Raw genomic sequence first — 25,322 nt, forward strand, 5'->3', positions numbered from 1 at the left:
GCGCCAGCACTCCTGCAGCAGGGCGTAGCAGGCGACCAGGCGCTGCGCGGCCGCGCGGTTCTCGGTCGCCCAGCCGTCCCGCGCCGCCGCCGTCAACCCCGTCAACGCCGCCGGGCCGCCACCGGGAGAGTCAGCAGGGCCCGACGAGCCAGTGGAGCCGGCAGGGCCGGAAGAGGACGCGGAGCCACCGGCCGTGCGCTCGGGATCGCCGTCCATGCCCCACCCCCCGTGGTCGACCGTGCGGCCGTGCCGCGCTATGCCTCGAATACGTGTTCTATTCTACGTCCACGTGTTCGACACCACAAGGGGTACGTGTCAGGCGGAGGCGGCGGCAGTGCGCCGGGAGACTCTGGGCAGTGATCGGGTCCGCCGGCCGGGCCCACGGCAGCGCCGGCCGGGCCGGCGTCAGCGCCGCCCGCGGGCCTCTCGGTAGATCTCGACGAGTGAGTCCGTGGAGGAGTCGAAGCCCGGCTCGGGGTGGGTCTCGGCGGTGAGGGCGGAGAGGAGCTCACCGGCCTGTGCCTTGCCCAGTTCGACGCCCCACTGGTCGAACGCGTTGATGCCGAGAATCGCCGCCTGGGTGAACACGATGTGCTCGTACAGCGCGATGAGCTGGCCCACGACGCTCGGGGACAGGGACGGCGCGAGGATCGTCGTCGAGGGCCGGTTGCCGGGCATGACCTTGTGCGGGGCGAGGGCGGGATCGACGCCGTCGGCGAGGACCTCCTCCTCGGTCTTGCCAAACGCCAGGACCCGCGACTGGGCGAAGAGGTTGGCCATGAGCATGTCGTGCATCGAGACGGGTTCCGCTGAGCCGGGCACGTCGGCGGCCAGGTCCGCGGCCGGCCGTGCCACGCCGATGAAGTCGACGGGCACGAGCTGGGTGCCCTGGTGGAGCAGCTGGAAGAAGGCGTGCTGTCCGTTCGTGCCGGGCTCGCCCCAGTAGACCTCGCCGGTCGGATAAGTAACGTCCGAACCGTCGAGGCGCACGGACTTGCCGAGGGACTCCATGGTGAGCTGCTGCAGGTAGGCGGGGAACCGGTGGAGGTCCTGGGAGTAGGGGATGACGGCCTTGGACTGCGCGCCGAGGAAGCACGTGTACCAGATCCCGAGCAGCGCCATGAGGACCGGCGCGTTGTGCTCGGGCGCCTCGGTGGCGAAGTGCAGATCCATGGTGTGGAAGCCCTCGAGCATCTCGACGAACGCCGCCGGGCCCGCCGTGATCATCACCGACAGACCGATCGCGGAAGACACCGAGTAGCGGCCGCCGACCCAGTCCCAGAAACCGAACATGTTGTCCGGGGCGATGCCGAAGTCGGCCACCTTGTCCGCGGCGGTCGACACAGCGACGAAGTGAGAGGCGATCGCGTCCTCCGACCTCAGGGCCTCGATGAAGTGCCGCCGCGCCGCATGCGCGTTGGCCATCGTCTCCTGCGTGGTGAACGTCTTGGAGGCGACCACGACCAGTGTGGTGGCCGGATTGATCTCGGCGAGGGTGGCGGTGAGGTCCGCAGGGTCGACGTTCGAGACGTAGCGCGCGCGGATCCCGGCGGTCTGGAGATCGCGTAGCGCGGCGTCCACCATCACCGGGCCGAGGTCCGAGCCGCCGATGCCGATGTTGACCACCGTGTCGATCCGCTCGCCCGTGTACCCGGTCCACTCGCCCGAGCGGACGCGGTCGGCGAGATCGGTCATGCGCGCCAGGACCGCGTGGACGTCGGCCACCACGTCGGAGCCGTCGACGACGAGCTCGGCATCGGCCGGGAGCCTGAGCGCCGTGTGGAGGACGGACCGGTCCTCGGTCGTGTTGATGCGGTCGCCCCGGAACATTGCCGCTCGCTGCGCCGGAAGCCTGGCGGCGTGGGCCAGTTCGGTGAGGGCGTGCAGGATCTCGTCGGTGACCAGGTGCTTGGACAGGTCCACGTGCAGGTCGCCCGCCGTGACCGACATCCGGCGACCGCGTTCGGGATCGGCGTCGAACAGTTCGCGCAACGTCACCTCGCCGATCGAGGGGACCAGACCCTCGACCGCTGCCCACTGCTCCGTCGTGCTGATGTCGGTCATGGCTGCGAGATTAGCCGGGAATACGAACGCGCTGCCCACTGTTCAGGGGATGTGACCCCCGTAACTCCAGCCGATTCTGCACCGGCCTTCCCCATCGCCTCCTCTGTTACCGCGCAGGCCGAGCGCCTCGTCGCATTCCGCGTGCCGGAGTTCGCCGGGATCGGTGCCGATCAGCTGCGGGACCACGCCCGCACGCTGGTCGCCGAATCCGGTGACGGGCGGGACGAAGGCGGAGCAGTTCTGGCCGTCCACCCCTCACTCCTGTCGGCCGCGCGACTGGCCGCCCTCATGCGCCGCGACGGGAAGGCGGGCTTCGTCGTCGTCGACATGACCGACCTCGCCGACTTCACACCCACCGACGACATCACACTCCCCGACGCGCCGCTGTACCTTCTCGGCGACGTCACCCGCGGTGACGACATGCTGGACTGGACCCCCACCGACGCGCACGCGGAACTGACCGCCCGCGGACGCACACCGCTGACCGTCTCCGAGGGGATCAGCTGGGTCCTGCAGCAACCCGACGCGCTCGAGCCGGGCGCGTGCTTCATGTGCATCGGCTCGCGCAAACCCAAGCCGACCGGCGGGCTCGACTCCCGCACTCCCGCGCTGTGGATCAGCGGCGGCACCGGACGCGACGGCAAGGAGAACAAGGGCGCGCCCAAGGTGGGGTGGTGCTGGGCGGGCAACCACCACACATGGCTGGGCTTCGCGTCGACGTCCGGCAGGCGGGGACCGGTTCAATAGGCGGGTCGCCTAGTACCCCAACCGGCCGCGGCCCAGGCGGAGGAGCATCCCGGCGAGCGTCTGGCCCTCCTCGCCGAGGGATGCGAAGCGCTCGTAGACCTTGAGCTCGCGCGTGTGCACGAGCTTGGTGCCGCCCGACTGCATACGCGTGCGGCCGATGCGGCGGGAGATCTCGCTGCGGCGGGTGATGGCGTCGAGGATCTCGGCGTCCAGACGGTCGATCTCCAGCCGCAGTTCCTGGATCTCGGCCTCGGACAGCGGATCGTCGGTGCCGGCGGGGTCGGTGCTCATGGAGCGAATTATCCCACTGCACCCCGGAGCGACCGAACAACCGTCTAATGTTTGCGCCCGTGGAAGAAATCAACTCGTTTCTCGCCGACATCGGATCGGTGATCTGGGGGCCGTTCGTCCTCATCCCGCTGCTGCTGGGCACCGGCCTTTTCCTCACCATCCGACTGCGGGCGTTGCAGTTCCGCAAGCTCGCCCCCGCGCTGCGGCTCGGCCTGGTCAAGCGGAAGGACGACGGCGGCGAGGGCGACATCTCGCAGTACCAGGCGCTCACCACGGCGCTGGCGGCCACGGTCGGCGTCGGCAACATCGTCGGCGTCGCCACCGCGATCGCGCTCGGCGGGCCGGGTGCGCTGTTCTGGATGTGGATCACCGCGCTCGTCGGCATGGCGTCCAAATACTCCGAGGCCTTCCTGGGCGTGCGCTACCGCGTCACCGACGCGCGCGGCGAGCAATCCGGCGGCCCGCAGTACTACCTCCACCGTGGCTTCGCCGAGATCTTCGGCCGTACCGGCGGGCGGGTCGGCCTGGTCCTGTCAATCGTGTTCGCGGTGTTCGCCGTCCTGGCCAGCTTCGGCATCGGCAACATGACCCAGGGCAACGCCGTGGCCACCCAGCTGGAGAACTCGTTCGGTGTCTCCCACGTGACCACCGGCATCGTCCTCTTCGTCCTGACGGGCGCCGTGCTCCTCGGCGGCATCAAGTCGATCGGCCGGGTCACCGCCGGGTTCGTCCCGCTCATGATCCTGCTCTACATCATCGGCGGGCTCGTGGTGCTGGTCGTCAACGCCGAGCAGATCCCTGCCGCGTTCGCCCTGGTGTTCACCGACGCCTTCACCGGCACCGCGGCCGTCGGTGGCTTCGCCGGCTCCGCGATCCTGTACGCCATCCAGATGGGCGTCGCCCGCGGAATCTTCTCCAACGAGTCAGGCATGGGTTCGGCGGCGATCGCGGCCGCGGCGGCCCGGACCACCCACCCCACCCGGCAGGGTCTGGTCTCGATGACGCAGACGTTCATCGACACGATCATCGTCGTCACCTTCACCGGCCTGGTCCTGGTCACCACCGACGTGTGGCAGGGAGGCGGTGACGTCGCGGGCACGATGACCGCCGACGCCTTCGCCTCGGCGATCCCCGAGGGCGACAAGCTCGTCGCGGTGTCCATCGCGTTCTTCGCCTTCTCCACCATCCTCGGCTGGTCGTACTACGGCGAGCGGTGCATGGAGCGGCTCGTGGGCGCGCGCGGCGTCATCCCGTACCGCATGGTCTTCACCTGCGTGGTGTTCATCGGCGCCGTCACCGAACTCGAGGTGGTGTGGAACTTCGCCGACGTGATGAACGGCCTCATGGCCATCCCGAACCTCATCGGCCTGCTCGTACTGTCCGGGCTGATCGTCCGCGAGACGCGTCATTACCTGGACAATGACCCGCGTCTGGACGCCACTGCCTCGCAGGTCGAGGAGTTCATGGGGGCCCGCACGCGCTGACCACGGGCCGTGTCGGACCGGGTGGGTAGATTGGACCCACGATGACCGACACCGCCTCCGCCCCCGCCCGCCAGCACTCGCCCCACTCGCCCCACTCGGCCCACTCGGCCCACTCAGCCCTCCTTGACGGGCTCAACCCACAGCAGGCCGCCGCGGTCACCCACCGCGGCGGCCCGCTGTTGATCGTCGCGGGCGCGGGGTCGGGCAAGACCAGCGTGCTCACGCGGCGGATCGCCTACCTGCTGGCCGAGGGCGGTGCGCACCCGGGGCAGATCCTGGCCATCACGTTCACCAACAAGGCCGCGGCGGAGATGCGGGAGCGCGTCGCGGCGCTGGTCGGCCCGCACGCCGAGCGGATGTGGGTGGCCACCTTCCACTCGATCTGCGTGCGCATCCTCCGGGCCCAGTCCGCGCTGCTCGGGACCCGCAACTCGAACTTCACGATCTACGACTCGGACGACTCCCGGCGTCTGCTGGGGATGATCGCCAAGGAGCAGCAGCTCGAGGTCAAGAAGTTCACCCCGCGCATGCTCGCCTCGGCCATCTCCAGCCACAAGAACGAGCTGCGCGACCCGGCTGAGGCCATGGACCGGGCGCTCGAGGACTCGGACCGCACCGCGCAGACCGTGGCCGCCGTGTTCACCGAGTACCAGGCGCGGCTGCAGGCGGCCAACGCATTCGACTTCGACGATCTCATCGGTGAGACCGTCGCCCTGTTACGCGCGCACCCGGAGGTCGCCGCGTACTACCGGCGGCGGTTCCGCCACGTCATGGTGGACGAGTACCAGGACACCAACCACGCGCAGTACGTCCTGGTCCGCACCCTCGTGGGCGGCACGGCGTCCGACGACGACGAGGTGGGCGTCCCCCCGGCCGAACTCTGTGTGGTGGGTGACGCGGATCAGTCGATCTACGCGTTCCGCGGGGCCACGATCCGGAACATCGAGGACTTCGAGCACGACTACCCCGACGCCCGGTCCATCCTGTTGGAGCAGAACTACCGCTCCACCCAGACCATCCTCTCGGCCGCCAACGCCGTGATCGCGCGGAACGCCGGGCGGCGCGAGAAGAACCTGTGGACCGCCGAGGGTGCCGGCGAGCTGCTGGTGGGGTACGTCGCGGACAACGAGCACGACGAGGCGAGGTTCATCGCCGGGGAGATCGACCGCTTGGTGGACGCGGGGGAGGCTTCGTACTCCGACGTCGCTGTGTTCTACCGGACCAACAACTCCTCACGCGTGATCGAGGACGTGTTCGTCCGCCTCGGCCTGCCGTACAAGGTCGTCGGCGGTACGCGCTTCTACGAGCGTAAGGAGGTGCGCGACGTGGTCGCCTACCTCAAGGTGCTGAACAACCCGGACGACGCGGTGGCGATCCGGCGTATCCTCAACACCCCGCGGCGCGGAATCGGCGACCGGGCCGAGGCGTGCGTCGTGGTCCACGCCGAGCAGCGCGGGATCGGTTTCGCGCAGGCCTTGCGCGACGCGGCGGAGGGGAAGGTCTCGCTGCTGCCTTCGCGTTCGGTCAAGGCGATCGCCGGGTTCGTCGAGATGCTCGACGACCTGCGCGGGCGCCTCGACGGCGACGACCACGCCGGCGGGCACGACTCCGCGCCCGACGTGGGCGCGCTCGTGGAGGCGGTACTCGAGCGCACCGGCTACCGCGCCGAGCTGGAGGCGTCCAACGATCCGCAGGACGCGGCGCGACTCGACAACCTCAACGAGCTGGTGGGCGTGGGGCGGGAGTTCTCGTCCGAGGCGGCGCTCCAACGCTCCGCCCGCGAGCAGGGCTTCGTGGAGGAGGCCGACGCGGACCCGGACCTGGACGAGGGTCTCGCCGAGCCGGGGTCGCTGGCGGCGTTCCTGGAGCGCGTGTCGCTGGTGGCCGACGCGGACGAGATCCCCGACGACGATCAGGGGCAGGTCACACTCATGACCCTGCACACCGCAAAGGGCCTGGAGTTCCCGGTGGTGTTCCTCATCGGTATGGAGGACGGACTGTTCCCGCACATGCGGGCGCTGGGCGATCCAGCGGAGCTGTCCGAGGAGCGGCGGCTGGCCTACGTCGGCATCACCCGCGCCCGGCGGCGTCTGTACCTGACGCGGGCCATGATGCGCTCGTCGTGGGGCCAGCCCATGACCAACCCGGGGTCGCGGTTCCTGGAGGAGATCCCCTCCGAGGCGATCGAGTGGCAGCGGGAGGAGCCCGCCGGCGGGGCCGGGTTCGGGGACGACGACTCGTACGCCCCGCGGCGGCGCTTCGGCGGCAGCTCCGGTGGATTCAGTTCCGGCGGCGGCTCCGGTGGACGGTCGCCCGGGATCCCGCGCGCGAAGCCGTCCGCGCCCGCGCTGGAGTTGGCGCCGGGTGACCGGGTCACGCACGACAAGTACGGCCTCGGCAAGGTGCTCTCCTGCGACGGCAGCGGTCCGCGCGCCACGGCGACCATCGACTTCGGTGCCTCCGGGAAGGTGCGGCTCATGCTCATCGGGGGCGTCCCCATGCAGAAGCTCTGAGCGCCGCAGGAGCTCTGACGCGGAAGGGGGACCACCGGGCGCTCACCGTCGCGGTACTTCAGCAGCACCAGGGTCGCATGTCCAGGCTTTGCGCGCCCTCCACCTCCGCGAGGACGACGGTGGAGCCGACGCTGGTCATGGCGACCGGTCGCGGCGCCGATCGGGCCCGCGCCGACCACGGCGACGTCGGGATGAGTCGTGTCCTCGTGAGCGGGTTCCCCTCCCGGTGCGCCGGTGACCTGTCCTAGCGGAGAATGTCATGCAGGTGGTTTTGGAAGCCCGGATTGTGTCGATAAGAATGTGTAAACGCTTTTATCACTCGATCGGGGGCGGAGGTGCGGCCGGGTGGAGACCGAGAAAGGACGGGCGCGGGTACGCGCAGGTGGGCGCAGCGAGAAGGTGCGTCAGTCGGTGGGGGAGGCGACACTCGGCTACCTGGCTGAGGGGCATCTGACCTTCAGTATCGTCGACGTCGCGGCGCGAGCGGGGGTGGGTCGGCGGACGGTCTACCGGTGGTGACCGACTCGTCACGATCTGCTCGTCGAGGCCCTGCGGACCCATGGGCGGCGGGCGCCGGTCGTCGAAGCCTCCGGCTCGTGGGAGGAGAATCTCCGGGCGCTCGCGCACCGGCTCGCTGAGTTCGCCGCGGGGCCGGTCGAGGGCGCGATCGCCGCGATCATGGCGGGCGGCCAGCATCCGGAGTTCAACCAGACGGTGCTGGATCTGTGGCGGCCGGCGATGGAGTCGTGGCATCGACTGGTGCACGTCGCCGCGGAGAGGGGCGAGGTCGCGGAGGGGCTCGACCCGCGCACGGTGGTCGACACACTCCTCGCGCCGATCATCTTCACGCCCCTGGCGATGCGCCGCCCGATGGACGCGCCCGAGGTGGACGCGTTGGTCGACCTACTGCTCAGCGGATCGCGGGCCCGGTGAGGCGGTGGTAGCCGGGCAGCGAGGGCGGGTGTGCTCAGTTGCCGAGCGAGCCGTGGGCGTGGTCGTGGGAGCCGGCGAGGCTGCCCGTGGCCAGGTCGAGACCGTGCTGGGCGAGCCACACGACCGGGTCGACGTAGTCTTTGCCGCCGTTGACCAGGACCTCGAAGTGCAGGTGGGTGCCGGTGGAGAACCCGAGGTTACCCATTCCGGCGATCTGCTGGCCGGCGTACACGCGCTGGCCCTTCTGGACGTCGAGCCGCTCCATGTGGCCGTAGACGGTCATCGTGCCGTCGTCGGACATGATGCGGATCCAGTTGCCGAAGCCCTGGGCGGGACCAGCGTCGATCACGACGCCGTCGGTCGCCGCCAGGATCGGCGTCCCGTTGACGTTGGCGATGTCGATGCCCTGGTGCATCGTGCCCCAGCGCATCGCGTACGGCGAGGTGAACGAGCCGAACGCGGGGAGGGAGACCTTCGGCCGCCGGGCCTGCTCCTCGGCGATCTCACGCTGCGCGTTGATCTCCGTGCCCGCGTAGAGCATGGCCGACTGGATGTTCTCGGTGTCGGTTTCCCCGACGGAGGCGGGGACCACGACGGGCGCGGGTGCGGACGGTGTCGCCGGCGTGGAGGTGCCGGGCGCCGCGGGGCTCGTGGTGGCGGGGGCCGGCTCGCCGTTGGCCAGCAGGGCGATGTCGCCGGCCTCGGCCGAGTGCGTGCCGGTAGCGTTGAGCGCGGAGCCCGCCGAGGCGGCGGAGACCGCGGCGCCCGCGGCCACGGCGAGGACGGCGGCGCGACCGCGCAGGGCGGTCGGCGGCGCGGGCATCCGGTGGCGGCCGACGCGATGCGCACCGGCCGGAGGAATGACGACAGGAGTCGCTGCTACTTCCTGATGCGACTCTCTCACCGTGGTCGTTTCCCCTCTGTCGTCGCGCCGTGATCTTTTCGTGATGAACGTCGTCCAAGGTAACGGACCGGCAACGGCCTCGCAAGGCGGCGACCGCCCCGCGGGAGCGGAGTGCATCACACCGGTGTGACTCGCGTGGTTCGAGGGGTTTGAAGGATCCCGAGGGGGCCCAGAGAGCGTCGGCGATCGCGCCCGGGCTGACGCGCGCTGTGATTCAGTGCACATACATACACACACATACCCCCGGGGTGCGACGGGCGACACACCGCGCGCCTAGGATGAGGCAGGACTCGGCTTTACAACGGGGCCGGGCGAATCTACCCACGTCAAGATGGTGAGCTGATGGATCTCTTTGAATACCAGGCAAAGGCTCTTTTCGCGAAGCATGACGTGCCCACCACCCCGGGGCGCGTCGCGGAGACCGCGGAGGAGGCCGAGAAGGTCGCGGCCGAGATCGGCAAGCCTGTTGTCGTCAAGGCCCAGGTGAAGGTCGGTGGCCGTGGTAAGGCCGGCGGCGTGAAGCTGGCAGAGGATGCCAAGGAGGCTCGAGCCCGGGCCGAGGACATCCTGGGCCTGGACATCAAGGGCCACATCGTCAAGAAGCTGCTGGTCGCCGAGGCCAGTGACATCGCGGAGGAGTACTACATCTCCTTCCTTGTCGATCGCGCTAACCGCAACTACCTGGCCATGTGCTCGGTCGAGGGCGGCGTCGAGATCGAGCAGGTCGCCGAGGAGTCCCCGGACCGGCTCGCGAAGATCAACATCGACCCCACCGAGGGCGTCGACGTGGCCAAGGCCCGCGAGATCGCGAAGGCCGGCCACCTGCCGGAGGAGGTGCTGGACGCCGCCGCGGTGACCATCGCCAAGCTGTACGAGGTCTTCGTCAAGGAGGACGCCACCCTGGTTGAGGTCAACCCGCTCGTGCGCACGCCGAACGACGAGATCCTCGCGCTCGACGGCAAGGTGACGCTGGACGAGAACGCCGAGTTCCGTCACAAGGACACCTTCGCCGACTTCGCCGATGCGGGCACCACCGATCCGCTCGAGCAGAAGGCCGCCGAGAACGGCCTCAACTACGTCAAGCTCGACGGCGAGGTCGGAATTATCGGCAACGGCGCCGGCCTGGTCATGTCGACCCTCGACGTCGTCGCCTACGCAGGCGAGAACCACGGTGGCGTCAAGCCCGCCAACTTCCTCGACATCGGCGGCGGCGCGTCCGCCGAGGTCATGGCCAACGGTCTCGACGTCATCCTCGGCGACGAGCAGGTGAAGAGCGTGTTCGTCAACGTCTTCGGCGGCATCACCGCCTGCGACGCGGTGGCGAACGGCATCGTCAAGGCCCTGGAGATCCTGGGCGACGAGGCCAACAAGCCGCTCGTCGTGCGTCTGGACGGCAACAACGTCGAGGAGGGTCGCAAGATCCTCGCCGAGGCGAACCACCCGCTCGTCACCCTGGCCGACAATATGGACTCCGGCGCCGACAAGGCCGCCGAGCTGGCCGCCAAGTAAGAAGCAGAGGACCTTACACACATGTCGATCTTCCTCAACAAGGACAGCAAGGTCATCGTCCAGGGCATCACCGGCGGCGAGGGCACCAAGCACACGGCCCGCATGCTCGCGGCCGGCACCCAGATCGTCGGTGGCGTCAACGCCCGCAAGGCCGGCACCACCGTGTCCCACAAGGACGCCGACGGCAACGACATCGAGCTGCCCGTCTTCGGTTCCGTGAAGGAGGCCATGGAGGCCACCGGTGCCGACACGACGATCCTGTTCGTACCGCCGCCGTTCACCAAGGACGCCATCATCGAGGCCGTGGACGCGGAGATCCCGCTCGCCGTGGTCATCACCGAGGGCGCGCCGGTCCTGGACACCGCCACCGCGTGGAACTACAACCTCGCCAAGGGCGGCAAGACCCGCATCATCGGCCCCAACTGCCCGGGCATCATCACACCGGGTGAGTCGCTGGTCGGCATCACCCCGGCCAACATCACCGGCAAGGGCCCGGTCGGTCTCGTGTCCAAGTCGGGCACCCTGACCTACCAGATGATGTACGAGCTGGCCGACTACGGCTTCTCGACCGCCATCGGCATCGGCGGCGACCCGATCATCGGCACCACGCACATCGACTGCATCGAGGCCTTCGAGAACGACCCGGAGACCAAGGTCATCGTGATGATCGGCGAGATCGGCGGCGACGCCGAGGAGCGTGCGGCCGACTACATCAAGGGCAACGTCACCAAGCCGGTCGTCGGCTACGTTGCGGGCTTCACCGCCCCCGAGGGCAAGACGATGGGCCACGCCGGCGCGATCGTGTCCGGCTCGGCCGGCACCGCGCAGGCCAAGAAGGAGGCCCTCGAGGCCGCGGGCGTGAAGGTCGGCAAGACGCCGTCCGAGACCGCCCAGCTCGCCAAGGAGATCCTCGACGCCCTGTGATCCACCCGCGGCGGCCCCGTGAGGGGCGGCCGTGCGTGAGGGTTCCCGCGACCCCCGTCATCCCCGGATGGCGGGGGTCGCGGCGTGCCGGGGGTGGGCATGTCGGACCGGCTCTCTACGGTGGTCAGCGTGAGTCCCCCACGCGTCATCCGGCCCGCCGCCCGACGGTCTCCCGCGGGCGCCCGTTCGCTGCTGTGGACGGCGGCGGCTGCGGCACTTCCCGTCATCGTCACCGTGCTCGTGTTGGCCGCCTCGACCCTGGCGACTCTGGTGTTCACCTCCGACGGGTTCGACTCGTTGTTCCCGGTGGTCGCGGTGGAGTGGTTGGTGCTCAACCGCGTCCCGCTGGTGGTGGACACCATCGAATTAGGATTCCTCCCGCTGCTGCCGCCGGTGCTCTACGTGGCGGTGTTGGCGCGGCAGACCCGCGCGGTGCTGGCGGACGTGGAGCAGCCGGGCGCGCGCGAGGCCGGAGCGGCGGTGGCCGGCGTGACGGTGGCGGGTCTGCTGCTCACCGGGCTGGCGACGCTACTCGTGGGCTCCGCGGCGTCGGACTTCGCGGTGCGGGAGTCGTCCCTGCCGTCGGCGTTGGGGTGGACGGCGGCCGTGGCGATCGCCGGGGCGGGCCTGGGGGTGTGGCTGTACTTCCGGCGCGGCCTGCGCGAGGTCGTTCCGCTGTGGGTTCGCGGCGGCGTCCACCTGGGCGCGGCGTTCGTCGCCGCGGCCTCGGCGGTCGCGACCCTGCTGGTCCTTGTCGGCCTCGTGGCGGCGTGGGAGCCCGTCGCGGCGGCGCTGGGGATCGGAAAGGACGTCGTGGGGACGGCTGCGCTCACCGCGATCTCGGCGGCGTATCTGCCCAACGTGGTGATCGGCGCGGTGTCCGTGCTCGTGGGCGGAGAAGCTCACCTTGGCCAGGCCTCGTACAGCGTCTTCGCGGTGTCGCGCGGACCGATGCCGGACGTCCCGCTGGCGGCCGTGCTGCCCACCACCAACCCGCACTGGGCGGTGCAGGGTCTGTTGCTGGTGACGGTTGTCGTGGCGGCGGCGTTAGCGCGGTCGGTTGCGCACTGGTTCCGGACGACCGGCGACGCGGTGAAGGCGGCGTGGCTGGCCGCCGCGATCGTGGCCCTGGTGATCGCTCTGAGTCCGGTCGTGGCCGGGGGCGAGCTCGGTGTTCTCGGCACGGTGGGCACGGGGTCGCTCATCGCGGCGGCGATGGGCCTGCTGCTGTTCGGCATCATCGGGTCGGCGACCATCGCCCTGTCGCTGGCGGGCCTGACGCGGCGCCGGGAGCGCGCGGAGAGCGAGCTCGAGCGTCGCCGCCGCCGTGCGGGGACGATGTCCGACGATGTGGTCGACCCGTCCGGCGCCGATGAGGACGACGACGAGGACGACGAGGTCGATCACTTCCGAGCCGGCACCGATCACCCCGAGGACGTGGAGGCCGACCTCGACGGGGCCACGGGATCCGACACCGCGGTGGAGACGGACCCGCCATCGGGTGCGGCAGCCGAGGACCCGCCTGTCGCGGACGAGACGGAAGACGAGCAGGAAGGGGAGACGGCAGGGGAGTCGAGTGAGGAGCCGGGGCCCGCTGAGGAGCCCGACGCCGAGCCCGCCGCGGACGATTCGGCCGGTCTGCCTGACGAGGAGCCGAGACCGGCCGACTAGACTGCCCTGACGAGGCCCGCGCGACCGGCGGGCCGCCGGATCGACGGGCGGGAGCGCAGCAGGTGGCGGGTACCGAGTCCTCCGGCGACGGGTCCTGCGGGATCGTGCTGCTGGCCTCCGGCTCCGGCACCCTCGCCCAGAGTGTCCTCGACGCCGCCGCGGCGGGCGACTGCCCGTACCGCGTCATCGCGCTGGTCTCCGACCGCGCCTGCGAGGCCGTCGCCCGCGCCGACCGCGCCGGCATACCCACCGCCGTCCTCCGTCCCGGTGACCATCCGGACCGCGCCGCCTGGGACCTCGCCCTCGCCGAGGCCGTGGCACGGTTCGCGCCCGACTGGGTCGTGTCGGCCGGGTTCATGCGCATCCTCGGCGCCGAGTTCCTGGGTCGCTTCGCCGACCGCGTCGTCAACATCCACCCCGCGCTGCTGCCGTCGTTCCCCGGCGCGCACGCCGTCCGCGACGCGCTCGCGTACGGGGTACGGGTCACCGGCTGCACCGTGCACCTGGTCGACGTCGGGGTCGACACGGGCCCGGTGATCGCCCAGCGCGCCGTCGAGATCCTCCCCGACGACACCGAGCCCACCCTCCACGAACGCATCAAGGTCGTCGAGCGCGAACTGCTCGTCGACGTCCTCGCGGCCGCCGCCCGCGGCCGACTCCACATCGAAGGTCGAAAGGTGCACCTGAAGTGACCGACTCCCGCAGGCCCGTCCGCCGTGCCCTCATCAGCGTCTACGACAAGACCGGGCTGGAAGAACTCGCCCGGGGGCTTGCCGACGCCGGGGTCGAGATCGTCTCCACCGGCTCTACCGCCCAGCGCATCGCGGACGCCGGGATCGCCGTGACGCCCGTCGACGCGCTGACCGGGTTCCCGGAATGCCTCGAGGGTCGGGTCAAGACCCTGCACCCGCGGGTCCACGCCGGCATCCTGGCCGACACCCGCAAGCCCGAGCATCTCGAGCAGATCGAGGGCCTCGGCGTGCAACCGTTCGAGCTCGTCGTCGTCAATCTCTACCCCTTCACCGACACCGTCGCCTCCGGCGCCGACTACGACGCCTGCGTCGAGCAGATCGACATCGGCGGACCGTCCATGGTCCGCGCGGCGGCCAAGAACCATCCCTCCGTCGCGGTCCTGGTGGACCCCGCCGGCTACGGCGACGCGCTGGAGGCCGTCGCCGCGGGCGGGTTCACGCTCGAGCAGCGCCGCCGCCTCGCCGCCGCCGCGTTCCGGCACACCGGCGCCTACGACGTCGCCGTGGCCACCTGGATGACCGAGCAGACCACCGGCGCGGACGAGGGCTACCCGGTCTGGCAGGGCCAGAGCCTCGACCTCGTGGCCACCCTGCGCTACGGCGAGAACCCGCACCAGAGTGCCGCCCTCTACACCGACGCCGCTGCCGCGCCGGGCCTCGCGCAGGCCAGCCAGCTGCACGGCAAGGAGATGAGCTACAACAACTACGTCGACGGCGACGCCGCGTGGCGCTCCGCCTTCGATCACGCCGAGCCGTGCGTGGCGATCATCAAGCACGCCAACCCGTGTGGCATCGCGATCGGCACCGACATCGCCGCCGCTCACCGCGCCGCTCACGAGTGCGACCCGGTCAGCGCCTTCGGCGGTGTGATCGCCGCGAACCGCGAGGTCAGCGTCGAAATGGCTGAGCAGGTCGCCGAGATATTCACTGAGGTGATCATCGCGCCGTCGTACGCCGACGGCGCCGTGGAGATCCTCCAGCGCAAGAAGAACATCCGGATCCTCGAAGCGCAGCCGCCCGTCGGTGAGGAGATCGAGCGCAAGCAGATCTCCGGCGGCGTGCTCGTGCAGCAGCGCGACGCCCTCGACGCCGACGGCGACGTCGTGGCCGGCTGGACCAAGGCCTGCGGCGTCGACGCCGACGAGCAGACCCTCCGCGACCTGCTGTTCGCGTGGCGCGCCTGCCGGGCGGTCAAGTCCAACGCCATCCTGCTCGCCCAGTCCGGCGCGACCGTCGGCGTGGGCATGGGCCAGGTCAACCGAGTCGACTCGGCGCGGCTCGCCGTGCAGCGCGCGGGGGAGCGGGTCACCGGTTCCGTGGCCGCCTCGGATGCGTTCTTCCCCTTCGCCGACGGGCTCCAGGTGCTCGCCGAGGCCGGCGTCCGCGCGGTGGTCCAACCCGGCGGCTCCGTGCGCGACGCGGAGGTGATCGAGGCCGCCGAGAAGGCCGGGATCACCATGTACTTCACCGGCGCCCGGCACTTCTTCCACTGACATGGCGGGCACCGGTGCGGCGGGCAGCGGGGCGGGCGGCAGCGGGGCAGTCGACGGGGCAGTCGGTGCGGCCCCGCTGACCCCGCGCGCCCAGGCCAAGGCGCGACGGCGGGGCGAGATCCTCGCCGCCGCGGCCCGACTCATGGCCCGCCGCGGATTCCACGCCGTGCGCCTCGATGACATCGGCGCCGAAGTGGGAATCTCCGGCCCCGGCATGTACCGCTACTTCTCCTCCAAAGAGGACGTGCTCGCCGAGATGCTGCTCGACATCTCCCGGCGGCTGCGCGACGGCGGTCGCGCGGCGGTGGAGCGCGGCGGCGACCCGGACCGGGTCCTCGACGCCCTGCTCGCCGTCCACGTCGACTTCGTGGCCACCGAGCCCGACCTCATCAGCGTCCAGTTCCGAGACCTCGGATCACTCCCGGCCGCGCCCAGGCACGAGGTGCGGACCCTGCAGCGTGAGTACGCCGAACTGTGGGTCGACGCTCTCGTGCGCCTGCGGCCCGAGTTGTCCTCCACGCAGGCGCGCGCGCACGTGCACGCGGTGTTCGGGCTGCTCAACTCGAGCCCGCGCCTGCCGGCGATGGCCGAGGCCGACCTGCGCGCCGTCCTCACCACGATGGCGTCGGCGGCCCTGCGGTCGTGACCGCGGGGTGGGGCGCGGCGGCGGGTCGGGCGTCAGCCCAGGGCGAGCCGGAGGCGGGCCATCTCCTCGCGGTAGCGCTCGACGTTCGCCAGCTTGACCTCCTCGTAGCCGCGGACAATGTCCGGCAGCTCGGCCAGCGCCACGGCGGTGCCGCGCCAGGTCGCGTCCCGACCCGCGGGGCCGGTCCGCCGCAGGTCGTCCACGAGCTCGTCGACCAGGGCGCGGTACTCGTCCAGCAGTTTCCGCTCGACCCGGCGGACCACGGCGTAGCCGAACACGTCCAGCGGGGTGCCGCGCAGCCGCTTCATCCGGGCCAGCGCCCGCATCGCCGGCATGGCCTTCGGGCCGAACGAGATCTTCTTCTTCATCCCCAGGGCCCGCAGAGCCGGCGGGTGGAGCTGCAGCCTGGCCACCGCTCCCTCGCCCCAGTCCTCGTCCAGCTGCGCCGCGAACTCCGGATCGATCGCCAGGCGGGCCACCTCGTACTCATCTTTGTACGCCATGAGCTTGAACAGGTTCCGGGCCACGGCCAGCGTGAGCTGCTCGGACGCCGGGCCCGTCGCGATGCCGTCCTGCAGTGATTCGACCTGCAGTGACTCGGCATCGCGCACCGCCTCCACCCGCCGGACGTAGTCGGCGGCGTACGCCTCGTCCTGGTACCCGATGAGCTCGTCGACCCGCCGGGCCACCACGGCGCGCAGTTCGTCTGAGGCCTCCGCGCCGAGCCCGTCGAGCACGCGCGCGGCGGCGGGGGAGGGCTGGTGCGGCCCGGAGGTGGCGGCGGCCGCCGGGCGGTGGAGCGTGTCGAGCAGCGCGGACAGGGCCTGCGGGTCCGCGACGGACTGCCGGCCGCGGCGGAACGCCTGGAGGTTCGACTCGACCGCGACGCCGTTGAGTTCGACGGCGCGCTCGACCGACTCGGCCGAGATGGGCAGGGCACCGCTCTGGTACGCCGCGCCCACCATGAACATGTTGGCCGTCTGCGTGGAGCCGAAGAGCTTCTCGGCGAGCTCACCCGGGTCCAGGTAGATGCCGCGTGCACAGGCCCGGTCGATCGCGGACTGGATGTCCGAGGTAGCGGGGTAGTGCTCGGAGGTGTCGATCACCATCTTCCCGGTGGGAATCCGCGTGGTCGACACGACCGCCGTCGTTCGCTCGGGGTGGGCGACCTCGAGGTGCTTGTCGTCCGCACCCACGAGCCCGTCGCAGCACAGGTAGAGGTCGCAGTCGCCGGCGCCGATCTTGGGGGGTTGCTCCACGGGCGACCGGGAGACGCGGACGTCCGAGACGACCGCGCCGCCCTTCTGGGCGAGGCCGGTCATGTCGAGTGTCCTGGCAGAGTTGCCGTCGAGTACGGCCGCGGTGGCCAGCACCGCCGATACGGTGACGATCCCGGTCCCGCCGATGCCCGTCAGCCGCAGTGAGAATCCGCGCCCCGCGTCGATGTCGGCCGGCTCGGGTTCGGGAAGGTCCGCCCCGCCCAGGGACGGCGCAGTGGCCACCCGTTCGGTGCGGGCGCCGGGCACGACGGTGACGAACGCAGGGCAGTCGCCCTGCAGGCAGGAGAAGTCGAAGTTGCACGTCGACTGGTCGATCTGGGTCTTACGCCCGAATTCGGTGTCGACCGGGTGGACGGACAGGCAGTTGGACTTCTTGCCGCAATCGCCGCACCCCTCGCAGATGCGCTCGTTGATCACCACGCGCCGCTCCGGCGTGGGGTAGTCGCCGCGCTTGCGGTGGCGGCGCTTCTCCGCGGCGCAGTACTGATCGTGGACCAGCACCGTCACACCGGGCACCGCGGCGAGTTCCTGCTGGACCTCGAGGGTCTCCGTGCGGTCGCGGACCTCCACGCCGCGCGGCAGTCCGCGGGCCCGGGTCGCCTTGACATCGTCGGTGGTGACGACGATCTTCGCGACCTTCTCCGCCTGCAGCAGGCTCACGATCTCGGGCAGGCTCATCTCGCCGACCGGGTCCTGCCCGCCGGTCATGGCGACCGTGCCGTTGTAGAGCAGCTTGTAGGTGATGTTGTCCCCGGAGGCCACCGCCGCCCGCAGGGCCAGCGACCCCGAGTGCATGAATGTGCCGTCACCGACGTTCTGCACCATGTGCCGCTCGTCGAGGAACGGCGCCATCCCCGTCCACTGAATCCCCTCGCCGCCCATCTGGGTGACGCCGGTGACGTGGCCGACCTGCTGCTCGTCCATCATGAGAACCATCGCGTGGCAGCCGATCCCGCCGCCGACGAGCGTCCCGTCGGCGACCTTGGTCGAGCTGTTGTGCGGGCACCCCGAACAGAAATACGGGGTGCGCGACGCCGCGAGCGGCAGCGCTATGCGGGTGCGGGCGCGGCCCGGGCCGTCGAGCCAGGCGCCGGCGGAGGTGATCCCGTGGACGGTGCCGAGCCGCTGCGCGAGTCCGCGGGTCACCGAGTCCACATCGAGCTCGCCGAAGCGGCTGAACAGCGTCGCCCCGTCCTCGTGTGCCTTGCCGACGACGTTCGCCACCCCGGGTTTACGGAATTGGATGTCCCGGATCATGGTCTCGATGAAGTCCCGCTTCTCCTCCACGACGATCACCTCGTCGAGCCCGGACATGAACTCGTCGAGGATCGTGCGCTCGAGCGGGTAGATCATCCCGAGCTTGAGGATCCGGATCCCCCGTCGGCCCAGTTCGTCGTCGCCGATCCCGAGCCTGCGCAGCGACTCCCGCACGTCGAGGTACGTCTTGCCCGCCGCGACGATTCCGATCCGGTCGTCGGCGGTCGACTGCACGATCTGGTTGAGCCGGTTGAGGCGTGCGTACTCCAGAGCGCGGGGAAGGCGGATGGTGAGCTGGTTCTGCTCGAGCTCCATGAGGTTCGAGCCAAGGAGGTGCCCCGAGGGCACGTGCGGACTGGTGCCGAGATCGCCGTAGACCGGCAGGATCCGGTCAGGGTCCACGAGCGCGGTCGACGAGGCGTCCGCCACGTGCGCGGAGATCTTCAGCGCCGACCACAGTCCGGAGACGCGGGAGAGGATCGCCGCATGTACGCCGAAGTCCAACACGTCCTGCGAGTCAGCGGGATACAGGGTGGGCATGTAGAGGTCGGCGAGAGCGAGCTCAGACGCGCACGGCACCGTCGACGACTTGGCCCCCGGGTCGTCGCCCACCATCACCACGGCCCCCCCGTTGGGGTCGGTGCCGATGAGGTTGGCGTGCCGGAGGGCGTCGGTGGCCCGGTCCAGGCCGGGCGCCTTGCCGTACCAGTAACCCACCACGCCCTGCAGCGGGGTGCCGCGGGTGTGGGCGGTCGCGCGCAGGGTGCCGGTGCGGCGCGCCAGTTGCGAGCCCATCACCGCCGTCGCGCCGGCCTCCTCGTTGAGGGCCGGACGGTGCACGATGTCGAACGGGTCGAGGAACTCCGCACGCCGGGCCAGCTCGAGGTCGTAGCCGGCGAGAGGGGAACCCTCGTAGCCGCTCACCAGGCTCGCGGTGAGCAGGTTCTGGCGTCGGTCCAGCCGGGCGCGGTCCCGGACCGTCCGGACGAGCGCCTGGATTCCCGTCAGGTAGATGGTGCCGCTCTCGCGCGTGTAGCGGTCGGAGAGGGAGAACGATCCGGCGTCCGCCCGCCCGAACCGGGGGAGGTCGTCGTGGGTGCCGCTCGAGGGGCCGAGAAGAGAGGTCATGATCAACACCTGGCCTGTGTGACGTCGTGGGTCTCTCCCTCAGGCTAGGACGGAATGTGAGGCGCGTCACGCGGTCATCGATCGGGCGCACACTCTGCACAACCGGAAGCGTCGGTTCCTGAACTAACTGGGCCAGTTGCCCTCTCGTCGTCGTCTACCGTGGACACATGGAACACGCACCCCAGTTGGACGATACGGACCGGCGCCTTCTCCGGGTGGTCATGGCCGACCCCCGGGTCGGCGTCCGCGAGTTCTCCCGACGGCTCGGGGTGGCCCGGGGCACCGCGCAGGCGCGGCTCGACAAGCTGGAGGCCCGCGGCGTCCTCGCCTCCTGGGCGCCCAGGCTGGACCCCGCCGCCCTCGGCTACCCGCTCGGCGCGCTGGTCCACATCCAGCTGGCGCAGGCGGAGCTCGAGTCGACGTGCGCTGGCCTGGCGAAGGTCCGGGAAGTGCTCGAGGTGATGAGCGTGGCGGGGGAGTTCGACCTCGTCTGCCGCGTGGTGGCCCGCGACCACGCTCACCTGGAGGAGTTGTTCAGCGCGATCATCTCGACCCCGGGGGTTCTCCGCACGCGCACCGAGGTGATCCTGCGTCAGCGCGTGGGGCCGCGCGCCACGCAGCTCCTCGGCGACTGAGCCGCGGCGCCCGGCGGGCCCGACGGCTCAGTCGCCACGGCCAGCCGATGTTCTGCACGGCCAGCAGCAGCGGGACGGCGAGCCCCGCGACGACCGCGATCACCGCGGTCCAGAATCCGATGAGGGTCAGGCGCACGAACGTGCGTCGGAAGAAGGTCAACGCCTTGGCGAACGACATGGTCCGGGTGACCGTGTAGGCGGCCATGAATTCCAGCGTCCAGATTGCGGACTGGGGAGGCTGCGCTGTACTCCGGTTGGCCGCCTCTGGTTGGTGGGGTAGCTACTGAACTGGTGAACCATGTGACCGGCGAGGAGCCGCCGGGCGGGCCCGTCAGTCCCAGATGCGAGCGAAGGGGTGGGCCGCCTCGTACTCGGAGGCCAGTTCGAGAAGGATGCGGTCCTGCCCGCGGCGTGCCGAGAGGTGGACGCCGATCGGCATGCCGTCCGGTGCCCGACCCGTGGGCAGCGCTACGGCGGGGGAGCCGGCGACGTTCTGCAGCGGGGTGAAGGTGACCCAGTCGGACACCCGCTCGAGGTGGGTCTCGAACGGCTGGTCGGCGTCCAGGAACCCGACCTCCGGGGTCTCGTGTGCCACCACCGGGTTGAGGTAGATGTCGACATCGCCGAAGCTCGCGTCGAACCGGCGGCGGACTCTGGCCAGCCGCGCGAGTCGGAGGGGCAGGGTCGGCAGGTTCCGCCGGGCCATCGCGGCCAGTCCGAGGGTGAACGGGTCGAGCCGGTCGTGGGCGAACAGCGGATCGAACAGGCGCTTCCCGCCCGCGGCGGTGCTCAGCGCGAGTAGTCCCCAGTAGGCGATGAAGTCATCGCGGAACGTCTCGGCGACGGGCGCCCCCGCGGGGATGATCTCGTGCCCGAGTGCGGACAGTCTCTCGGCGGTCTGCCGCAAGACCGCGAGGCCCGCGGCGTCGGGTGGCCCGCCAGCGGGGCTCGCTTCGACCATCCCGATCCGCAGGCGGCGCCGCGGCGCGCGACGGACGTGCCCGATCGGCGGGACGCCGACCGGGCGATACGCGGACTCGAACGCCGTGAGGAAGGCGACGGTGTCCCGCACCGACCGGGTGACGACCGACTGGGAGATGAGCTTGATGGGCATGGAGGCGGAGAACGACTCGTCGGGGTGCCGGCCCCGGCTCGGTTTGAAGCCGACGAGTCCGGTGACCGCGGCCGGGATACGGATCGACCCGCCGCCGTCGTTGGCGTGGGCGATCGGCAGCGCGCCGGCGGCGACGAGGGCTGATGATCCGCCCGAGGAGCCGCCGCTGGTCCGGCCGGTGTTCCAGGGGTTCCGGGTGACCAGCCCGCCCTGTCTCTCGGTGGCGGCGGTCCAGCCGAACGGTGGCATCGCGGTGGTTCCGACCGGGTTGAGTCCCGTCGCGCGGAACAGTGGCGCGTAGGGGCCGTCCCGTAGGGCCGGGGTGACGGGCACGGCGAGCGAGCCCATCCGCATGGGCGAACCGGCCACCCGGACTGCGTCCTTGAACGCGCTCGGGACGCCGGCCAGTGGGGCGGACAACTCCGAGGAATCGTGCCAGGCGGCGCGGGCGCGGGCGCGGTCGAAGTCGGTGTGGACGAGAGCGCCGAGCGATGGGTCCACCGCTGCGCAGCGTTCGATCGCCGCCTCGAGAAGTTCGGTCGGCGAGACCTCGCGCCGGCGAACCCTCTCGGCCAGGGCCGTGGCGTCGTCGTAGCCGAGCGCGTCGTCGCGGAAGGCGTGCAGTCGCAGTGGGCCGACGGACGGGTCGGCTGCCCGATCGGCAGTATCTATGGCGTCGGTCACGCCCCCACTGTAGGGCGGGGCGGGCTGAGATGTCGGGTACACCTCTTGACAGATACGGCGAGGCCGTGGATCTTAGGAGTTACTAACTAAGGCAAGGGTCACCTAATGCGGCAATCGCATCTGGATCCGAAATTGGAGGTCTCATCGATGACAGCGCACCCGATCGTGTCGAATCCGGTCACCACGGGCGCGCGTCGTCTTCTCGACGGATCGGGTATCGCCACCGTCGCCGTTCGCGGCACCAAGAATCGCTCGGACGTCATGGTCTCGGCGGGGCATCGCTGGATCGGGGAGGGGACTATCGTCGTCACCGGGACCCCGGCGCCCTGGTCCGGTCTGATGGTCGCGCCAGGCGACTCGGTCGAGGTCGTGGTGATGATCGACGAGTTCGCGCCGATCGTCGAGGCCAAGGTGCATGTGGCGAGCCTCTACGGCTTCGGGGTGGCGCGCGCCGCCCGCCAGGGCGAGGGGTGGATCGTCGAGATCGAGGTCGAGCTCGGGGAGGTCGACGTGCGCCGGCTGGGGCATGAGGGCACGGTCGACGCGACCCATCTGGACGCAGTCCCGTCAGACCCGCTGGCATGCGAGACGCCCGGTCTCGCGGACGAGATCCGGTCGCGCTTCGGATCCGACCTGGCGATGCTGGCCGGGTCCGGGGACCCGGCGCAACCGCCGTACGTGCTGGGCGTCGATGCGGAGGGTTTGCATCTGCTGACCGCCCTCGGCTCCGATGCCGATATCATCCACCTGCCGTTCGTGACCCGGGCGGAATGCGCCAACGACGTCGTCCGCGAGATGGGTCAGTACGTGGCCCGCGCCAGCTGAGAGGCGATGCGCCGGCGCGGCATCACGCTGATCAGGCCGGGGTGTAGGTGAGGCAGTCGGCGGTGTCGGCGCCGGCACCGATCTTGACCGACTCCGCGGAGCAGAGCAGGTCCTTGTTGTAGGTGCATTCGACACGCTGGCAGGCGCCGACGTGAGCGCTCGCGGTGGGCAGGCCGCCGCGGACGTCCAGCGAGATGAAGGTGCCGCACTCGGCGTGGTCGGGGGCGCCCGCCACGGTGATCGCGCCCGCGCTGCAGCTCTGGTCGCTGTTGAACGAGCACGCGGTGACGGTGCAGGTGCTGATTCCGGTGAGAGTGGCCATGACGATCGCTCCTCGTGTGGCTGTGGCTGGGTGGTATGCCTCAGAGTCAACACCGAACGGCGAGGGCTTGCAAGCAAGTTGAGGCTGTGCTAAATCAGGCAAGCCTAAACTCTCTACCTGCACGTATGCGACGGATGGCATAGTTTCAGGCTCGCCACGATCCCTTCGTGGGGTGGTGTCACGGGGACCGTTTGCCCCCCTCCATCCGCCCGGAACTCGCCGCCGCGCTGCCGGTGGGCGTCGTAGTGATCCCGCCGCTCCCGTGTATGGCGTCTCGCTCCTGCGGATGTATGGCTGAGCCATCGCCGCCCCTCGGCATGGCGTCCGGCCTGCGCATCGGCGCGCGCGAGACGCCATGGCCGCGCGCTGCTGTATCCGGGCTGGCCGCGCGCTGCTGTATCCGGGCTGGCCGCGCGCGGCTGTATCCGGGTGCGCGACGCGCGGCCGCCCACGGGCCGAGCCAGGGTGTTCCAGGCACCGACCGACGACGAGTCTGGACTTTTGTGAGCCGCGGCACTATCTTCGTTTTCAGTTAATCCGACTTAACTGAAAGGGAGCGGCGCTGATGACTTCCGCGACCACCAATCGCCAGGCCCACGAGGAACTGCTCGCCGACCTCCGCGAGCGCCTCGAGCGGGCCGCGCAGGGCGGCGGGGAGAAGGCCCGCGCGCGCCATCTCGAGCGGGGCAAGCTCCTCGCCCGGCAGCGCGTGGACGTCCTGCTCGACCCGGGCAGCCCGTTCCTCGAGCTCTCGCCGCTGGCCGCCGAGGAGATGTACGGCGGCAAGGCGCCCGCTGCGGGCGTCGTCGCCGGGATCGGGCGGGTCTCGGGCCGTGAGTGCCTGATCATCGCCAACGACGCCACGGTCTCCGGCGGCACGTACTACCCGATGACCGTCAAGAAGCACCTGCGCGGCCAGGAGGTGGCGCTCGCCAACAACCTGCCGTGCATCTACCTCGTCGACTCGGGCGGCGCGATGCTGCTGCAGCAGGACGAGGTCTTCCCGGACCGCGACCACTTCGGCCGGATCTTCTACAACCAGGCGACCATGTCCGCCGAGGGCATCCCCCAGATCGCCGCGGTCATGGGCTCGTGCACCGCGGGTGGCGCCTACGTGCCGGCGATGAGCGACGAGGCCGTCATCGTCCGCAACCAGGGCACCATCTTCCTCGCGGGACCGCCGCTGGTGAAGGCCGCGACGGGCGAGGAGGTCACGGCCGAGGAGCTCGGCGGCGGCGACCTGCACGCCAAGACCTCGGGCGTCGTGGACCACCTCGCCGACGATGACTACGACGCGCTGATGAAGGTCCGCGAGATCGTCGCCACGTGCCCGCCGGCGCCCGAGCCGGACTGGGAGGTGCTCGAGCCCCGCGAGCCCGCGCGCCCCCAGAGCGACCTCTACGACCTCGTCCCCGTCGACTCCCGCAAGCCGTACGACGTCCGCGACATCATCGGCACCATCGTCGACGGCGGCGAGTACACGGAGTTCAAGGAGAACTACGGCACGTCGATGGTCACCGCGTTCGCCCACATCCACGGGCACCCGGTGGGGATCATCGGCAACAACGGCGTCATCTTCTCCGAGTCCGCGCTCAAGGGCGCGCACTTCATCGAACTGTGCGACCGCCGCAAGATCCCTCTTGTCTTCCTGCAGAACATCACGGGTTTCATGGTGGGCCGGCAGTACGAGGCCGGTGGTATCGCCAAGAACGGCGCCAAGATGGTCACCGCGGTCGCGTGTGCCCGGGTGCCCAAGTTCACCGTCGTCGTCGGCGGGTCGTTCGGCGCCGGCAACTACTCGATGTGCGGCCGCGCCTACTCGCCGCGCTTCCTGTGGATGTGGCCCAACGCGCGCATCGCCGTGATGGGCGGCCCGCAGGCGGCGGACACCCTCGCCTCGGTGCGCGCCGCGCAGGTGACCAAGGCGGGAGGGGAGTGGACGGACGAACAGCAGGCCGAGTTCACGGCCCCGATCCGTGAGCAGTTCGACGAGCAGTCGACGGCGTACTACTCGACGGCCCGCCTGTGGGACGACGGGATCATCGACCCCGCCGACACCCGTACCGTCCTCGGCCTGGCCCTCGCGGCCGCGGCCAACGCCCCCCTCGAGCCGGTCAACAACGGCGTCTTCAGGATGTGAGCAGCG

The 25,322-nt window shown here is 70.5% G+C and carries 22 protein-coding genes; 15 read left to right on the plus strand and 7 right to left on the minus strand.

The genetic code is table 11. The features are described from left to right. The coding region (locus DPA01S_RS17175; RefSeq protein WP_232302965.1) for a hypothetical protein at positions 1–216 on the minus strand (216 nt) is incomplete at its 3' end. 189 nt (positions 217–405) lie between these two features. Beyond that, positions 406–2,064 carry a glucose-6-phosphate isomerase gene (gene pgi / locus DPA01S_RS02325; protein WP_061229063.1) on the minus strand — a complete coding sequence of 553 codons (1,659 nt, stop codon included), beginning with the start codon at positions 2,062–2,064 and terminating at the stop codon, positions 406–408. A 51-nt stretch (positions 2,065–2,115) separates the two neighbouring features. Between pgi and DPA01S_RS02330 the strand changes: the two genes are divergently transcribed. After that, positions 2,116–2,811 (plus strand): DUF5701 family protein, encoded by a 696-nt coding sequence (locus tag DPA01S_RS02330; protein ID WP_061913788.1) that lies wholly within the window; start codon positions 2,116–2,118, stop codon positions 2,809–2,811. A 9-nt stretch (positions 2,812–2,820) separates the two neighbouring features. Here DPA01S_RS02330 and DPA01S_RS02335 read toward each other — a convergent pair whose 3' ends face one another. After that, positions 2,821–3,102: a chorismate mutase gene (locus DPA01S_RS02335; protein ID WP_061229061.1), complete on the minus strand. Its 282-nt coding sequence runs from the start codon at positions 3,100–3,102 to the stop codon at positions 2,821–2,823. Positions 3,103–3,161: 59 nt separating this feature from the next. Here DPA01S_RS02335 and DPA01S_RS02340 point away from each other — a divergent pair, with 59 nt between their 5' ends. The 5 genes from DPA01S_RS02340 (at position 3,162) to DPA01S_RS16215 (ending at position 8,032) form a co-directional block, all read left to right on the plus strand. Next, entirely contained in the window at positions 3,162–4,586 is a 1,425-nt protein-coding gene (locus DPA01S_RS02340) for an alanine/glycine:cation symporter family protein (RefSeq protein ID WP_438356735.1), read from the plus strand. A gap of 41 nt (positions 4,587–4,627) precedes the next feature. Continuing rightward, the gene (locus tag DPA01S_RS02345) at positions 4,628–7,099 is read left to right on the plus strand and encodes a UvrD-helicase domain-containing protein (protein ID WP_061913790.1); all 2,472 of its coding nucleotides are present in this window, start codon (positions 4,628–4,630) and stop codon (positions 7,097–7,099) included. A 77-nt stretch (positions 7,100–7,176) separates the two neighbouring features. Then, a complete protein-coding gene (locus DPA01S_RS16670) occupies positions 7,177–7,347 on the plus strand; it encodes a hypothetical protein (protein WP_157076952.1) in 171 nt (56 codons plus the stop codon). 97 nt (positions 7,348–7,444) lie between these two features. After that, positions 7,445–7,618, plus strand: a complete 174-nt coding sequence (locus tag DPA01S_RS16675; protein WP_157076953.1) for a hypothetical protein — start codon at positions 7,445–7,447, stop codon at positions 7,616–7,618. A 30-nt stretch (positions 7,619–7,648) separates the two neighbouring features. Beyond that, positions 7,649–8,032: a TetR-like C-terminal domain-containing protein gene (locus tag DPA01S_RS16215; RefSeq protein ID WP_232302978.1), complete on the plus strand. Its 384-nt coding sequence runs from the start codon at positions 7,649–7,651 to the stop codon at positions 8,030–8,032. Positions 8,033–8,066: 34 nt separating this feature from the next. On the opposite strand, the gene DPA01S_RS02355 is transcribed toward DPA01S_RS16215, so the two are convergent. Next, entirely contained in the window at positions 8,067–8,855 is a 789-nt protein-coding gene (locus DPA01S_RS02355; RefSeq protein WP_061913794.1) for a M23 family metallopeptidase, read from the minus strand. A gap of 423 nt (positions 8,856–9,278) precedes the next feature. Here DPA01S_RS02355 and sucC point away from each other — a divergent pair, with 423 nt between their 5' ends. The 6 genes from sucC to DPA01S_RS02385 all read left to right on the plus strand — a co-directional run bounded on the left by sucC (position 9,279) and on the right by DPA01S_RS02385 (position 15,931). Beyond that, positions 9,279–10,445 (plus strand): ADP-forming succinate--CoA ligase subunit beta, encoded by a 1,167-nt coding sequence (gene sucC / locus DPA01S_RS02360; protein ID WP_061913796.1) that lies wholly within the window; start codon positions 9,279–9,281, stop codon positions 10,443–10,445. A gap of 21 nt (positions 10,446–10,466) precedes the next feature. Further along, the gene (gene sucD / locus DPA01S_RS02365) at positions 10,467–11,369 is read left to right on the plus strand and encodes a succinate--CoA ligase subunit alpha (RefSeq protein WP_061913798.1); all 903 of its coding nucleotides are present in this window, start codon (positions 10,467–10,469) and stop codon (positions 11,367–11,369) included. Between the two features lie 129 nt (positions 11,370–11,498). Continuing rightward, a complete protein-coding gene (locus DPA01S_RS02370; protein WP_232302966.1) occupies positions 11,499–13,040 on the plus strand; it encodes a cell division protein PerM in 1,542 nt (513 codons plus the stop codon). 62 nt (positions 13,041–13,102) lie between these two features. Further along, positions 13,103–13,732, plus strand: a complete 630-nt coding sequence (gene purN / locus DPA01S_RS02375; RefSeq protein WP_061913802.1) for a phosphoribosylglycinamide formyltransferase — start codon at positions 13,103–13,105, stop codon at positions 13,730–13,732. Beyond that, positions 13,729–15,285 (plus strand): bifunctional phosphoribosylaminoimidazolecarboxamide formyltransferase/IMP cyclohydrolase, encoded by a 1,557-nt coding sequence (purH, locus tag DPA01S_RS02380; RefSeq protein ID WP_061913804.1) that lies wholly within the window; start codon positions 13,729–13,731, stop codon positions 15,283–15,285. The genes purN and purH overlap by 4 nt, the downstream gene beginning before the upstream one ends. A 1-nt stretch (position 15,286) precedes the next feature. Then, positions 15,287–15,931: a TetR/AcrR family transcriptional regulator gene (locus tag DPA01S_RS02385; RefSeq protein WP_082767727.1), complete on the plus strand. Its 645-nt coding sequence runs from the start codon at positions 15,287–15,289 to the stop codon at positions 15,929–15,931. Between the two features lie 32 nt (positions 15,932–15,963). Here the strand turns inward: DPA01S_RS02385 and DPA01S_RS02390 are convergent, their stop codons facing one another. Next, on the minus strand, positions 15,964–19,596 hold the full coding sequence (locus tag DPA01S_RS02390; protein WP_061913806.1) for an indolepyruvate ferredoxin oxidoreductase family protein: 3,633 nt from the start codon (positions 19,594–19,596) through the stop codon (positions 15,964–15,966). Between the two features lie 167 nt (positions 19,597–19,763). Here DPA01S_RS02390 and DPA01S_RS02395 point away from each other — a divergent pair, with 167 nt between their 5' ends. Further along, positions 19,764–20,231, plus strand: a complete 468-nt coding sequence (locus DPA01S_RS02395) for an Lrp/AsnC family transcriptional regulator (protein WP_061913807.1) — start codon at positions 19,764–19,766, stop codon at positions 20,229–20,231. 331 nt (positions 20,232–20,562) lie between these two features. Here the strand turns inward: DPA01S_RS02395 and DPA01S_RS02400 are convergent, their stop codons facing one another. Beyond that, entirely contained in the window at positions 20,563–22,029 is a 1,467-nt protein-coding gene (locus tag DPA01S_RS02400) for an amidase (RefSeq protein ID WP_061913809.1), read from the minus strand. Positions 22,030–22,176: 147 nt separating this feature from the next. Between DPA01S_RS02400 and DPA01S_RS02405 the strand changes: the two genes are divergently transcribed. After that, entirely contained in the window at positions 22,177–22,854 is a 678-nt protein-coding gene (locus DPA01S_RS02405) for a hypothetical protein (protein ID WP_061229050.1), read from the plus strand. 31 nt (positions 22,855–22,885) lie between these two features. On the opposite strand, the gene DPA01S_RS02410 is transcribed toward DPA01S_RS02405, so the two are convergent. Next, on the minus strand, positions 22,886–23,176 hold the full coding sequence (locus DPA01S_RS02410; RefSeq protein ID WP_061229049.1) for a DUF1540 domain-containing protein: 291 nt from the start codon (positions 23,174–23,176) through the stop codon (positions 22,886–22,888). Positions 23,177–23,741: 565 nt separating this feature from the next. On the opposite strand from DPA01S_RS02410, the gene DPA01S_RS02415 reads away from it, so the two are divergent. After that, a complete protein-coding gene (locus DPA01S_RS02415; protein WP_061229048.1) occupies positions 23,742–25,316 on the plus strand; it encodes a carboxyl transferase domain-containing protein in 1,575 nt (524 codons plus the stop codon). The last annotated feature ends 6 nt before the right edge of the window (positions 25,317–25,322 follow it).

This window comes from Dietzia papillomatosis NBRC 105045, from assembly GCF_001570845.1.
GTDB classification, from domain to species: Bacteria; Actinomycetota; Actinomycetes; order Mycobacteriales; family Mycobacteriaceae; genus Dietzia; species Dietzia cinnamea.

Excerpts from the sequence above, each read along its gene's own strand:
- DPA01S_RS02345 (WP_061913790.1), top strand. The coding sequence starts at position 4,628 with ATGACCGACACCGCCTCCGCCCCCGCCCGCCAGCACTCGCCCCACTCG.
- DPA01S_RS02385 (WP_082767727.1), top strand. The coding sequence starts at position 15,287 with ATGGCGGGCACCGGTGCGGCGGGCAGCGGGGCGGGCGGCAGCGGGGCA.
- DPA01S_RS02390 (WP_061913806.1), bottom strand. The coding sequence starts at position 19,596 with ATGACCTCTCTTCTCGGCCCCTCGAGCGGCACCCACGACGACCTCCCC.
- DPA01S_RS02410 (WP_061229049.1), bottom strand. The coding sequence starts at position 23,176 with ATGGCCACTCTCACCGGAATCAGCACCTGCACCGTCACCGCGTGCTCG.
- DPA01S_RS16670 (WP_157076952.1), top strand. The coding sequence starts at position 7,177 with ATGTCCAGGCTTTGCGCGCCCTCCACCTCCGCGAGGACGACGGTGGAG.
- sucC (WP_061913796.1), top strand. The coding sequence starts at position 9,279 with ATGGATCTCTTTGAATACCAGGCAAAGGCTCTTTTCGCGAAGCATGAC.
- DPA01S_RS02415 (WP_061229048.1), top strand. The coding sequence starts at position 23,742 with ATGACTTCCGCGACCACCAATCGCCAGGCCCACGAGGAACTGCTCGCC.
- DPA01S_RS02355 (WP_061913794.1), bottom strand. The coding sequence starts at position 8,855 with ATGCCCGCGCCGCCGACCGCCCTGCGCGGTCGCGCCGCCGTCCTCGCC.
- DPA01S_RS02395 (WP_061913807.1), top strand. The coding sequence starts at position 19,764 with ATGGAACACGCACCCCAGTTGGACGATACGGACCGGCGCCTTCTCCGG.
- DPA01S_RS02405 (WP_061229050.1), top strand. The coding sequence starts at position 22,177 with ATGACAGCGCACCCGATCGTGTCGAATCCGGTCACCACGGGCGCGCGT.
- DPA01S_RS02335 (WP_061229061.1), bottom strand. The coding sequence starts at position 3,102 with ATGAGCACCGACCCCGCCGGCACCGACGATCCGCTGTCCGAGGCCGAG.
- sucD (WP_061913798.1), top strand. The coding sequence starts at position 10,467 with ATGTCGATCTTCCTCAACAAGGACAGCAAGGTCATCGTCCAGGGCATC.
- pgi (WP_061229063.1), bottom strand. The coding sequence starts at position 2,064 with ATGACCGACATCAGCACGACGGAGCAGTGGGCAGCGGTCGAGGGTCTG.